The following is a 12,436-nucleotide window of genomic DNA, read 5'->3' on the forward strand; positions in this document are numbered from 1 at the left end:
TCAGCGCCGCGCCGGCCACAGCACCGACGCGATCGCGGCGACCATCAGCGCCGCCGCCGCGCCGTCCTGCCAGTGCAGCACCTCGCCCAGCGCGAGCGCGCCGCTGACGGTGCCCAGCACCGGGATCATCATCACCGACAAGGTGGAGGCCACCGGCGGCAGCGAGCGCGCGAGCGTGAACCACGCGGCGTGCGCGAAGCCGAAGATCAGCACCGCGTTGTAGACGATCGCACCGGTGGCGGCGGCGTTCGGCGCGTGCCACTGCCCGCGCTCGACGAGGGCCGCCGCCGCCAGCATCACGACGGTGGTCACCGCCGTCATCCAGAACGACAGCGTCAGCGTCGGCAGCGCGATCGCGGTGCGCCGCAGCTGCTGCGTGCCCAGCGCCCAGCACGCGGCGGCCACCAGCATCACCGACGCGGCCAGCGGCGCGCCGGCGACGCGGTCGAACTCGTGCCACAGCAGCAGCACGACGCCCAGCGCCGCCGCGGCCACACCGGCGGCCTGGCGCGGGCGCAGCCGCTCGCCGAAGAGGGCTGCGCCGAGCAGCGCCGAGAACACCGGCATCGTGTAGCCGAGGATCGCCGCGCGTCCCGAGCTCAGGTGCGGCACCGACAGGATCACCAGCAGGTGCCACACGACCATGTTGGTGAGCGTCAGCACCGCGAGCTCGCGCCAGTGCGCGCGCGGCACGCGAAACGGCACCTTCAGCCCCAGCAGCGCAACCGCGAGCACCGGCAGCCCGAGCAGCATCGACAGCGCGCGAAACGTCAGCGGCGGGTAGACGGTGACGCCGAGCTTCATCACGGGCCAGTTCAGGCCCCACGCGAGCGTCAGGCCGACGAGCAGCGCGAGCTGCGACGGCGCCAGCGTCATCGCGGCGTCGTGCCCAGGTAGCGCTTGCGCCAGAAGAACGCGACGAGGCCGATCGCGACCACGACCATCGTCCAGAACGCGAACCAGAAGCCCTCGGCGCTGTGGATCAGCGGCAGCGCATCGAAGTTCATGCCGAAGAAGCCGGTGATCAGGTTCAGCGGCAGGAAGATCGCGGTCAGCACGGTCAGCGTGCGCATGATGTTGTTGGTGCGGTGCCCGAGCGCCGAGAAGTGCATCTGCACCGCGGTCTCGATCGACTGCTCGAGCCGGCGCACGTGGCCGAGCACGCGCTCGATGTGTTCGAGCACGTCGCGCGAGCGCAGCCGCAGCAGTTCGCGCTCGCGCTGCGCCGCCTTGTCGGTCTCGGGCGGCCACTCGTCGAGCGCGTCGATCCACTCCTGCACTGCGCTCCTCTGGTCCTCGCAGGTGTCCTCGAGCAGGTGCAGGCGGTTGCGCGCATCGAGCAGCAGCGCCCAGTCGTCGAAGTGGCTGCGCGGGTTCAGCAGCTCGAGCTGCAGCTCGCCGAGCTGGCGCGCGAGCAGGCGGCGCAGCTCGAGGTAGCTGTCGACCATGTGGTTGACCATGCGCAGCATCAGCTCGGCCGGGCTGGTCGGCAGGCGCGCGGACGCGGCCTGGCCGCGCTGCGCCAGGCGCGTCGCAAAGTGGTCGCGCACCGCGCAGTCGGCCGGGTGCACGCTGACGAGGACGCGGTCGAACACCGCGAAGCCCACCGGGCTGGTGTCGATCGCCTCGAGGGCCTCGCGCGTGGCGCGCCGCGTGGGGCGCTTGCCGTCGGCGAGCACCGCGCTGCCGGGCGCGGCGGCGAGCCGCCGGAAGACGAGCAGGTCGTAGTCGAACGTGGTGTCGAAGTGGCTCGGCAGCTGGTTGTTCAGCAGGTCCGACACGTGCAGGTCGACGAGCGACGCGCCGGTCCAGTGCTGCAGCCGCGCCTGGATCTCGGCGGCGTGCACCTCGAACTCGCGCCGCGCGCTGCCGACCCACACGAAGCCGGTGGCAGGCAGATCGGCCGGCAGCGCGTCGAGTTCGGTGAACTGGTCCGGCGTGACGTGGAAGACGCGCATCAGCGCTGCCGCAGCTGGCGCGCGGCGTCGAGCGCGAAGTAGGTCAGCACGCCGTCGGCGCCGGCGCGCTTGAACGCGAGCAGCGACTCCATCATCACCGCGTCGTGGTCGAGCCAGCCGTTGGCGGCCGCGGCCTTGAGCATGCTGTACTCGCCGCTGACCTGGTACGCGAAGGTCGGCATGCGGAACGTGTCCTTCACGCGGCGCACGACGTCGAGGTAAGGCATGCCCGGCTTGACCATCACCATGTCGGCACCCTCGGCGATGTCGAGCGCGACTTCGCGCAGCGCCTCGTCGGTGTTGCCGGGGTCCATCTGGTAGACCTTCTTGTCGCTCTTGCCGAGGTTGCCCTTGCTGCCCACGGCGTCGCGGAACGGCCCGTAGAAGGCGCTCGCATACTTCGCGCTGTAGGCCATGATGCGCGTGTGGATGAGACCGGCGCCTTCGAGCGCGCTGCGGATCGCGCCGATGCGCCCGTCCATCATGTCGCTCGGTGCGACGATGTCGACGCCGGCCTGGGCCTGCACCTTGGCCTGCTGCGTCAGCACCGCGACCGTCTCGTCGTTGAGGATGTAGCCGCTGTCGTCGATCAGCCCGTCCTGCCCGTGCGTCGTGAACGGGTCGAGCGCGACGTCGGTCAGCAGGTTCAGCTCCGGAAAGCGCGCCTTCAGCGCCGCCACGGCGCGCGGCACGAGGCCGTCGGGATTCAGCGCCTCGCGGCCGTCGGGCGTCTTCAGCGACGGGTCGATGACCGGGAACAGCGCCATCACCGGCACGCCGAGCGCGAGGCACTGCTCGGCCACCGCGAACAGCCGGTCGACGCTTTGCCGCTGCACGCCGGGCATGCTCGGCACGTCTTCGCTGCGGTTCGTGCCGTCGAGCACGAACACCGGCAGGATCAGGTCTTCGGGCGCGAGGCGGTGCTCGCGCACGAGGGCGCGGATCGCGGCGTCGCGGCGCAGGCGGCGCGGGCGGCTGGCGGGGTACGGCGGCAGGGGGGCGTTCACGGCGGCGACCTCTTCGCAAGACGGGCGGGACGCCGTGCCGACGCCCCGCGACGATGATAGTGGCCCCGGGGGCTGCGTCGATAATGAAGCGATGAGTTCCGGCTACCTGTGGGTCAAGGCCTTCCACATCGTCTTCGTCGCGAGCTGGTTCGCGGGCCTGTTCTACCTGCCGCGCATCTTCGTCAACCTCGCGATGGTCGCGCCCGACAGCCATGCCGAGCGCGAGCGGCTGCTCGGGATGGGGCGCAGGCTGTACCGCTTCACGGTGCTGCTGATGTGGCCGGCGCTCGCGCTCGGCTTCGTGCTGTGGCTGTACTACGGCATCGGGCTGGGGCCCGGCAGCGGCTGGATGCACGCCAAGCTGGCCGGTGTCGTCGCCGTGATCGGCTACCAGCACGTGTGCCGGCGTCTGCTGCGCGACTTCGAGCGCGGCGCGAACCGGCGCAGCCACCGCTGGTTTCGCGTCTTCAACGAGGTGACGGTGCTGCTGTTCATCGCCATCGTCGTGCTCGTCGTCGTCAAGCCGTTCTGAGACTGCCGCCCGGCCACCGTCGACGGTCATGACGCGCGCGCGCAGCTCGGCCACGTGGCTGGTGCTGGCGTTCGCCCTCGTCGTCGTCTACGCGAGCCTGTTCCCGTTCGCCGGCTGGCGCGTGCCGCCGGGCGGCGTCGCGACGTGGCTGTGGCTGCCGTGGCCGGCGTGGTTCCCGCGCTTCGACATCGTCTCGAACCTGCTGGGCTACCTGCCGCTCGGCTTGCTGGCCTATGTCGCCGCGGTGCGCAGCGGCTGGCGTGCGGGCGCGGCCTTCGCCGCCGCGGTGGGGGCTGCAACGCTGCTGTCGTACACGCTCGAGGTGCTGCAGCAGTTCCTGCCGGCGCGCGTGCCGTCGCTGCTCGACCTCGCGCTCAACGCCGCCGGCGCGACGCTGGGCGCGCTCGCCGGCACCGCACTGCACGCCATCGGCGCGCTCGAGCGCTGGCAGTCGTGGCGCGACCGCTGGTTCGTGCGCGAGAGCGCCGGCGCGATCGCGCTGCTGCTGTTGTGGCCGCTGGGGCTGCTGTTCCCGACGCCGGTGCCGCTGGGCGTCGGGCAGGTGTGGGACGAGGCGCGTGGGTGGGCGCTGGCCGCGCTCGCGGGCACACCGTGGTTCGAGCCGGCGCAGGCCTTCCTCGCGCCGCCGTCGGCGCCGGTACCGCGGCCGAGCCTGATCGTCGAGGCGGTGGCCGTGGCGCTCGGCCTGCTCGTGCCCTGCCTGATCGCCTACACCGTGACGCACCCGGGGGTGCGCCGGCTGGTGCTGGCCGCCGGTGCCGCCGCCGTCGCGGTGGGCACGATGACGCTGGCCAGCGCGATGAACTACGGGCCCGACAACGCGCTCGCGTGGTGGACGCCGGCGGTCGGCCCCGGTCTGGTCGGCGGCCTGGCCGCTGCGGTGCTGTGCCTGCCGCTGGGCCGGCGGCGCGTGGCCGGCGTCGCGCTGGTCGCGCTGACGGCGCTGGTGGCCATCGTCGCGATGGCGCCGACCGACGCCTACTACGCGCTCAACCTGCAAGGCTGGCAGCAGGGCCGCTTCATCCGCTTCCACGGGCTCGCGCAGTGGGTCGGCTGGTTCTGGCCCTACGTCGCGATGGGCTGGCTGCTGTCGCGGCTGGGCCGTGCCGGCGCGGCCTGAGGGGCCGGTGCACCCGCTGCCTACAATGGCGGCGATGAGCTACTACGCGCGTCACATCTTCTTCTGCCTGAACGAGCGCGAAGGCGGCGAGGCGTGCTGCGCGCAGCACGGCGCGCAGGCCGCGTTCGAGCACTGCAAGGCGCGCGCGAAGGCCGAGGGTTTGCTCGGCCCCGGCCACGTGCGCGTCAACCGCGCCGGCTGCCTCGACCGCTGCGCCGGCGGCCCGGTGGCGGTCGTCTACCCCGAGGCGGTGTGGTACCACTACGTCGACCTCGACGACATCGACGAGATCGTCGAGTCGCACCTGAAGCACGGCCGCGTCGTCGAGCGCTTGCTGCTGCCGCCCGACGTCGGGCGCTGAACCGTTGTCGACCCCTGCCTTGAACGCGAGCGCCGAGCGGCGCGTCGTCGCCGGCCCGGCCGGCGCGATCGAGTGCGTCGTCGAGGAGCCCGCCGTGGCGCCGCGCGGTGTCGCGGTGCTGTGCCACCCGCACCCGCTGCACGGCGGCACGATGGACAACAAGGTCGTGCAGACGCTGGCGCGCGCGCTGCGCCAGGTCGGCTGGCGCACGGTGCGCTTCAACTTCCGCGGCGTCGGCCGTTCGCAGGGCCAGTGGGACGCGGGTCGCGGCGAGGTCGACGACGCGCTGGCGGTCGTGGCCGCGGTGCGCGACCCGGCGCTGCCGCTCGTGCTCGGCGGCTTCTCGTTCGGCGGCTACGTCGCGGCGCAGGCGGCGCGGCGCGTCGACCCGCCCGCGGCGCGGCTGGTGCTCGTCGCACCGGCCACGGGGAACTTCGACGTCGGCGCGGTGCCTGACGACACGCTGGTCGTCCACGGCGACGCCGACGACGTCGTGCCACTGGCCGCCACGCTCGCGTGGGCGCGGCCGCAGGTGCTGCCCGTCGTCGTCGTGCCCGGCGTCGGCCACTTCTTCCACGGGCAGCTGCCGTTGCTCAAATCGATCGTCGTGCGCGCTTTCGCCGCCTGAGCGCGGCGGCCGCACCTTGCCCCGTCACCGATCCATGGTCCTGTTCAAGACTCTGCGACGCCTCCTCGTCACGACGACGCTGACCCTGGCCGCCGCGGCGGCCACCGCGCAGCCGATCGCCCCGCCCGAGATCGCCGCGCGCCAGTACGTGCTCGTCGACCTGACCACCGGCCAGACGCTGGCCGAGCGCGACGCCGACGTGCCGGCCGACCCGGCGTCGCTGACCAAGCTGATGACGGCCTACCTCGTGTTCACCGCGCTGCGCGACGGCAAGCTCACGCTCGAGCAGACGCTGCCGGTGAGCCAGCGCGCGTGGGACGAGCGCAAGGGCGACCCGTCGCTGATGTTCATCAACCCGACGATGACGCCCAAGGTCGACGAGCTGCTGCACGGGATGATCGTGCAGTCGGGCAACGACGCGACGGTCGCGCTCGCCGAGGGCGTGGCCGGCAGCGTCGAGACCTTCGTCGCGATGATGAACCGTCAGGCGCAGGCCTGGGGGCTGAAGAACACCGAGTTCCGCAACCCGACGGGCATGACCGAGCCCGGCCACCGCAGCAGCGCGCGCGACATCGCGACGATCGCCGCGCGCATCATCCAGGACTTCCCGCAGTACTACCGCTACTACGCGGTGCGCGAGTACACCTACAACAACATCCGCCAGGACAACCGCAACCTGCTGCTGCGTCGCGACCCGACGGTCGACGGCATGAAGACTGGCTATACCGCTGCCGCCGGCTACTGCCTCGTGGCCAGCGCGGTGCGCCAGTTCCCGAACCTCGGGCCGGGCGGCAAGGCGCCGGGGCCGAGGCGGCTGCTCAGCGTCGTGCTCGGCACGGCGTCGCGCGAGGCGCGCGCCAACGAGAGCCAGAAGCTGCTGAACTGGGGCTTCAGCGCGTTCGACGCGATCAAGCTGTTCGACGGCGGCAAGCCGATCGCGACGCCCGAGGTGTGGAAGGGCACGCGCCGCCAGGCCGCGATCGGCGTCGCGAATGACGTCGTGCTCGCGGTGCCGCGCGGCGAGGCCGACCGCCTGCAGACGCGCATCGAGCGCACCGACCCCCTCGTCGCGCCGCTGGCGCAGGGCCAGCGCGTGGGCACGCTGAAGATCGCCACGCGCGCCGGTGCGCCGGTGGGCGAGGTGCCGCTCGTCGTGCTCGAGGCGGTGCCCGAGGCGGGGATCGTCGGCCGCGCTTGGGATGCGCTGCGGCTGTGGATCCGCTAAGCTGCCTGCCCGGACGATCGACCTCCTCGCTGCGCTCGACGAAAGGCCCGCGATGACCCCCTTGCCCGACACGCTGTGCTTCCTCAACGGCGACTACCTGCGCCTGTGCGACGCCAAGGTCAGCGTGCTCGACCGCGGCTTCATCTTCGGCGACGGCGTCTACGAGGTGATCCCGGTCTACGGCCGGCGCCTGTTCCGCTTCGACAGCCACATCGCGCGGCTCGAGCGCAGCCTGGCCAAGGTGCGCATCGCGACGCCGGCCACGCGCGAGCAGTGGCTCGAGCGCGCGCGCGCGCTGGTGGCCGCGCTGCACGACAAGACCGGCGCCGAGGACCAGCTCGTCTACCTGCAGGTCACGCGCGGCGTCGCGCTGCGCGACCACGTGATGCCCCCCGACATCGAGCCGACGGTGTTCATGATGGCCAGCGCGATGAAGCCGCCCACCGCCGAGCAGCGCCACCACGGGGTGGCCTGCGTGACGGCAGCCGACTTCCGCTGGCAGCGCGGCGATATCAAGAGCACGAGCCTGCTCGGCGCGGTGCTCGCGCGCCAGATCTCGGCCGACCGCGGCGCGGTCGAGACGATCCTCTTTCGCGACGGCTGGCTGACCGAGGCGTCGGCGAGCAACGTGTGGATCGTCCACGAGGGCGCGCTGCTCGGGCCGCCGAAGAGCGAGTACGTGCTCGAGGGCATCCGCTACGAGCTGCTGCGCGAGCTGTGCGAAGACGAGGGCATCGGCTACAACCTGCGCCCGATCAGCGAGGCCGACGTGCGCGCCGCCGACGAGGTGCTGCTCAGCTCGGCGACCAAGGAGGTGCTGCCCGTCACGCGCATCGACGGCGAACCGGTGGGCCACGGTGCGCTGCGCGGCAAGCCGGGGCCGGTGTATGCGCGGCTGTACGAGGCGTACCAGCGCGCCAAGGTCGAACAGTCGATCTGAGCCCCGCGCGATGACCGTCGAACTGCCCGAGATCCCGCCCGAGCGCAGCCTGATCGAGTACCCGTGCGCGTTCCCGATCAAGGTGATGGGCGCGCACGTCGAGGGCTTCCGCGCCGCGATCGTGCAGGTCGTGCAGCGCTTCGACCCCGGGTTCGACCCGGCCAGCGTCGAGGAGCGGCCCAGCCGCGGCGGCAACTACCTCGGCCTCACCGTCACCGTCACCGCGACGAGCCGCGAGCAGCTCGACGAGCTGTACCGCACGCTGAGTACGCACCCGATGGTCAAGGTCGTGCTGTGACGGCCGCGGGGTCTTGAACCCCGCCGATCCGTCCCCATGTCCCCGCGCGGCGGCGTGAGGGCGCCGCGCCCACCCCCGATTCCAGCGCGAACGACGATGAGCGAGAAGCAAACCCTGTCCTTCCAGGCCGAGGTCAAGCAGATCCTGCACCTGGTCACGCATTCGCTGTACTCGAACAAGGAGATCTTCCTGCGCGAGCTGGTCTCCAACGCCAGCGACGCGTGCGACAAGCTGCGTTTCGAGGCGCTCGACCGGCCCGAGCTCTACGAAGACGCCCCGAACCTCGAGATCCGCGTCTTCTTCGACCCGGCGGCCAAGACGGTGACGATCCGCGACAACGGCATCGGCATGAGCGCCGAGGAGGCGGTGCAGCACCTGGGCACGATCGCCAAGAGCGGCACGCGCGAGTTCATGGCCCGCCTCGAGGGTGACCAGAAGAAGGATGCCAACCTGATCGGCCAGTTCGGCGTTGGCTTCTACTCGGGCTTCATCGTCGCCGACCGCATCACCGTCGAGTCGCGCCGCGCGGGCCTCAAGCCCGAGGAGGGTGTGCGCTGGACCAGCGACGGAAGCGGCGAGTTCGACGTCGAGCCGATCACGCGTGAGCAGCGCGGCACCGACGTGATCCTGCACCTGCGCGAGGGCGAGGAGGAGTTCGCGAAGACCTGGCGGCTGAAGTCGATCATCGCCAAGTACTCCGACCACATCTCCTTGCCGATCCTGATGCGCAAGGAGAAGTGGGACGAGGACAAGAAGGAGTACGTGCTGTCCGACGAGTGGGAGACCGTCAACAAGGCCGCCGCGCTGTGGACGCGCCCGAAGAGCGAGATCACCGACCAGCAGTACATCGACTTCTACAAGCAGATCAGCTACGACAGCGACCCGCCGCTGGCGTACACGCACAACCGCGTCGAGGGGCGCACCGAGTACACGCAGCTGCTGTACATCCCGGCGAAGGCGCCGTTCGACCTGTGGAACCGCGACAAGCGCGCCGGCGTGAAGCTGTACGTCAAGCGCGTGTTCATCATGGACGACGCGCAGGCGCTGATGCCGGTGTACCTGCGCTTCGTCAAGGGCGTCGTCGACTCGGCCGACCTGCCGCTCAACGTCAGCCGCGAACTGCTGCAGGAAAGCCGCGACGTGAAGGCGATCCGCGAGGGCTGCACGAAGCGCGTGCTGTCGATGCTCGAGAGCCTGGCCGACAGCGACGACGCCGCCGAGCGCGAGAAGTACCTGAAGTTCTGGCGCGAGTTCGGCGCCGTGCTGAAGGAAGGCATCGGCGAGGACCACGCGAACCAGGAGCGCCTGGCCAAGCTGCTGCGCTTCGCCTCCACGCACGCCGACGAGGGCGTCAGCTTCGCCGACTACGTCAAGCGCATGAAGGACGGGCAGGAGGCGATCTACTACCTGACCGCCGACAGCCTCGCTGCGGCCAAGGCCAGCCCGCAGCTCGAGATCTTCCGCAAGAAGGGCATCGAGGTGCTGCTGCTCGTCGACCGTGTCGACGAGTGGATGCTCGCGCACCTGTACGAGTTCGACGGCAAGCCGCTGCAAAGCGTCGCCAAGGGCGCGGTCGACCTCGGCAAGCTGCAGGACGAGGCCGAGAAGAAGCACGCCGAGGAGGTCGCCGAGGCGTTCAAGCCGGTGCTCGAGCGGCTCAAGACGGTGCTGAAGGACCGCGCGAAGGACGTGCGCGTGACGACGCGCCTGGTCGAGTCGCCGGCGTGCATCGTCGTCGACGAAGGCGACATGAGCGCGCACCTGGCGCGGCTGCTCAAGCAGGCGGGGCAGAACGCGCCGAAGTCGCAGCCGATCCTCGAGGTCAACCCCGACCACCCGCTGGTCAAGCGGCTCGAGAGCGACGAGCGCTTCGACGACCTGGCGAACATCCTGTTCGACCAGGCGTGGCTCGCCGAAGGTGGCCAGCTCGAGGACCCGGCGGCCTACGTGCAGCGCGTGACGCGGCTGCTGAGCGCCTGAGCGCACACGCGCGGGTTCAGGCCGACATCAGCTCGACCTGCTCGCGCAGCTGCGTCGTCTGCTGGCTCCAGTACGCCGGCGTGCCGAACCAAGGGAAGGCCACCGGGAACGCCGGGTCGTGCCAGCGTCGCGCGAGCCACGCGCTGTGGTGCAGCATGCGCAGCGTGCGCAGCGGCTCGACGAGCGCGAGCTCGCGCTCGTCGAGCGGCATGAAGACGCGGTAGCCGTCGAGCAGCGCGGCCCACGACGCGGCCGCGTGCGGGCCCTCGGGCTGCAGCATCCACAAGTCCTGCATCGCCGGGCCGTTGCAGGCGTCGTCGAGGTCGACGACATGCGGGCCGCCGCCATCGTCGCCGACCTCGCGCCACAGGACGTTGCCGAGGTGGCAGTCGCCGTGCAGGCGCAGCAGGCGCAGGCCGGGCACGCGCGCGAACGCGGCGTGCACCAGTGCCAGCGCCGCGTCGCAGGCGGCCTGCCAGCCGGCGCGTTCGGCCGGGGTGACGGCGTCGTGCGCGAGCAGCCAGTCGCGCGGCGCGTCGCCCCAGGCCGTCGGCTCGAGCGTGCGGCGGTGCACGAAAGGCCGTCGCGCACCCACCGCGTGCAGGCGACCGATGAAGCGGCCGAGCCAGGCCGCGACGGCGGGGTCGTCGAGGTCGGGCGCGCGTCCGGCGTGACGGCGGCTGACGCTGAAGCGAAAACCGCCGTCGAGCTCGGTGGCCAGCGTGGGCGGCGTGCCCGCCAGGCGCACGCGCCGCAGGTCGGCGCGCTCGGCCGGCATCGGTTCGGGGGCGACGACGGGCACGTCGGCGGCGGCCAGTTCGAGCGCGAAGGCATGCTCCTCGAGGATTTGCGCGTCGCTCCAGCGCTGCGGACCGTAGAACTTGGCCACCGCCGCGCTGCCGTCGTCGAGGAACAGCTGGAAGACGCGGTTCTCGTACGAGTTCAGCTGCAGCATGCGCCCGTCGGGGTGCCAGCCGGCATCGCTGAGGGCGTCGAGCACGCGCCCGGGCGTGAGGGCGGCGAAGGCGCCTGGCGCGTCGTCGCCCGGCGCGGCGGTCGCGCTCAATGTCCGCCGGCCGAGCCGTAGCGCGGGAGGTCGCGGCCGTAGTCGCGACGCGCGTCAAGATCGTCGTCGCGCTCGTCGTCGATCTCGCGCTGCTCCTCGGGCCAGATGCCGTTGTCCAGCGGCATCGGTCGCGACGGGCGCACCGGCGGCGCCGCGAAGCGCTCGTCGGGGCGGCCGTTGGCACGGCGCGGCGCCGGCGGCACCGGCGCCTTCGACGAGAAGGGGCTGTACTCGCTCGGGTAGCTGGTGTCCATGCGGCTGTCGACGCCGAAGAACGAGTCGTGGAAGAAGCCCGAGTCCTGCCACAGCATCGGCCGCCGCGGGCGCCGCGGCGCCGCCGGCGCCCGCACGGCCTCGCGCTCCTCGCGCAGCGGCGGGGCGCCGTAGCCGCTGACCGTCGCGGAAGCCACCGCCTGCGCGCTGCGCGCCGCCGGGCTCGTCTGCGGCACCAGCAACTGCAGTTCGGGCACCGACGGCAGGTGGTCGGGCGAGCAGCGCAGATAGCGGATGCGGCAGGCGCCGAGCACCGCCTGCTTGATCTGCAGCGTGCGGCGCGAGCCGCTGCGTTCGTGGTCGAAGTCGATCGCCGCGAGCACGCGCCCGTTCGGGCTGCAGATCGCGAACGTCACGTGCGTGGCGCCGAGCAGGTCGTACCAATAGCGCACTTCGTGCGGGTCGGTCGGCTGGCAGAAGCGCACCAGCGGCAGCTTGGCCAGCACGACGTGGTGCGGCAGCGCTTCGCGCAGTTGGCGGTACAGGCGCCGCTCCTCGGTGTTGAACACCGGCCGTGCGGTGAGCGCCCACTCGCTGGGCAGCGGCTTCGGCTTCGAGCTGCGGCGGCTGCTCCAGGCCAGCACGGCGGCCACCAGCAGCGCGAGCGCCGCGAGGGCGAGCGCCAGCATCGAAGGGAGCGTCGTGTCGAGCATCGGGGGCGGGGTTGGCGCACCGTGAGCGCCACGACCGCCGGCGCGCACCGCACATCACGCAACAACTTGCGTCACCATGTTACTGCGCCGTCTGCGCAGCGGCAGCCCCCGGTTCGTGCGGTTTGCCGCTGTCGCGGCGGCGTCAGAGGCTGAGAGGCAATTGATCGCCGCAGACGCCCGTCGGGTTGGCGTCAGGGCCAGAGGAACGAACGTCACGCGGCGCTGCTGCGCGGGTGATGTCGCTGCGACGGGCTCGTGCGCGCTTCGCAGCGCTTGATTCGGGTCGATTTCTCATCTTCCGCACCCCTTACGCGGCCGCCAGGGCCGCTGCGGGCGCACCTGTGCCCAGACCGACCCACTGCGGTGCGATCTTG

The 12,436-nt window shown here is 71.7% G+C and carries 13 protein-coding genes; 8 read left to right on the forward strand and 5 right to left on the reverse strand.

Translation table 11 applies throughout. From position 1 onward, the window contains the following. The 3 genes from DRV96_RS06845 to hemB are packed head-to-tail and all read right to left on the reverse strand — an operon-like array spanning position 1 to position 2,965. Positions 1–876 (reverse strand): DMT family transporter, encoded by an 876-nt coding sequence (locus DRV96_RS06845; protein ID WP_119289192.1) that lies wholly within the window; start codon positions 874–876, stop codon positions 1–3. Next, complete coding sequence (locus DRV96_RS06850; RefSeq protein ID WP_119289194.1) at positions 873–1,958, reverse strand: magnesium transporter CorA family protein; 1,086 nt, start codon at positions 1,956–1,958, stop codon at positions 873–875. The genes DRV96_RS06845 and DRV96_RS06850 overlap by 4 nt, the downstream gene beginning before the upstream one ends. Further along, the gene (gene hemB, locus DRV96_RS06855) at positions 1,958–2,965 is read right to left on the reverse strand and encodes a porphobilinogen synthase (protein WP_119289196.1); all 1,008 of its coding nucleotides are present in this window, start codon (positions 2,963–2,965) and stop codon (positions 1,958–1,960) included. Before hemB ends, DRV96_RS06850 begins: the two co-directional genes overlap by 1 nt. A 91-nt stretch (positions 2,966–3,056) precedes the next feature. On the opposite strand from hemB, the gene DRV96_RS06860 reads away from it, so the two are divergent. The 8 genes from DRV96_RS06860 (at position 3,057) to htpG (ending at position 10,070) form a co-directional block, all read left to right on the forward strand. Further along, positions 3,057–3,497, forward strand: a complete 441-nt coding sequence (locus tag DRV96_RS06860; protein WP_119289198.1) for a CopD family protein — start codon at positions 3,057–3,059, stop codon at positions 3,495–3,497. A gap of 28 nt (positions 3,498–3,525) precedes the next feature. Beyond that, entirely contained in the window at positions 3,526–4,638 is a 1,113-nt protein-coding gene (locus DRV96_RS06865; protein WP_119289200.1) for a VanZ family protein, read from the forward strand. Between the two features lie 34 nt (positions 4,639–4,672). Next, the gene (locus DRV96_RS06870; protein ID WP_119289202.1) at positions 4,673–4,999 is read left to right on the forward strand and encodes a (2Fe-2S) ferredoxin domain-containing protein; all 327 of its coding nucleotides are present in this window, start codon (positions 4,673–4,675) and stop codon (positions 4,997–4,999) included. 19 nt (positions 5,000–5,018) lie between these two features. Beyond that, positions 5,019–5,627 (forward strand): alpha/beta hydrolase, encoded by a 609-nt coding sequence (locus DRV96_RS06875; RefSeq protein ID WP_119289204.1) that lies wholly within the window; start codon positions 5,019–5,021, stop codon positions 5,625–5,627. Positions 5,628–5,661: 34 nt separating this feature from the next. Next, positions 5,662–6,852 (forward strand): D-alanyl-D-alanine carboxypeptidase family protein, encoded by a 1,191-nt coding sequence (locus DRV96_RS06880; RefSeq protein ID WP_119289206.1) that lies wholly within the window; start codon positions 5,662–5,664, stop codon positions 6,850–6,852. Between the two features lie 52 nt (positions 6,853–6,904). Beyond that, complete coding sequence (locus DRV96_RS06885; RefSeq protein ID WP_119289208.1) at positions 6,905–7,792, forward strand: D-amino acid aminotransferase; 888 nt, start codon at positions 6,905–6,907, stop codon at positions 7,790–7,792. A gap of 10 nt (positions 7,793–7,802) precedes the next feature. Then, the gene (locus DRV96_RS06890) at positions 7,803–8,090 is read left to right on the forward strand and encodes an HP0495 family protein (RefSeq protein WP_162910973.1); all 288 of its coding nucleotides are present in this window, start codon (positions 7,803–7,805) and stop codon (positions 8,088–8,090) included. Positions 8,091–8,186: 96 nt separating this feature from the next. Then, positions 8,187–10,070 carry a molecular chaperone HtpG gene (gene htpG, locus DRV96_RS06895; RefSeq protein WP_119289210.1) on the forward strand — a complete coding sequence of 628 codons (1,884 nt, stop codon included), beginning with the start codon at positions 8,187–8,189 and terminating at the stop codon, positions 10,068–10,070. A 16-nt stretch (positions 10,071–10,086) separates the two neighbouring features. Here htpG and DRV96_RS06900 read toward each other — a convergent pair whose 3' ends face one another. Both DRV96_RS06900 and DRV96_RS06905 read right to left on the reverse strand, forming a co-directional pair. After that, positions 10,087–11,136: a serine/threonine protein kinase gene (locus DRV96_RS06900; RefSeq protein WP_119289213.1), complete on the reverse strand. Its 1,050-nt coding sequence runs from the start codon at positions 11,134–11,136 to the stop codon at positions 10,087–10,089. After that, positions 11,133–12,038 (reverse strand): DUF2726 domain-containing protein, encoded by a 906-nt coding sequence (locus tag DRV96_RS06905; RefSeq protein WP_162910974.1) that lies wholly within the window; start codon positions 12,036–12,038, stop codon positions 11,133–11,135. Before DRV96_RS06905 ends, DRV96_RS06900 begins: the two co-directional genes overlap by 4 nt. Positions 12,039–12,436: the final 398 nt, after the last annotated feature.

It is taken from the genome of Azohydromonas sediminis (assembly GCF_003574675.1).
Lineage (GTDB): Bacteria > Pseudomonadota > Gammaproteobacteria > Burkholderiales > Burkholderiaceae_C > Calidifontimicrobium > Calidifontimicrobium sediminis.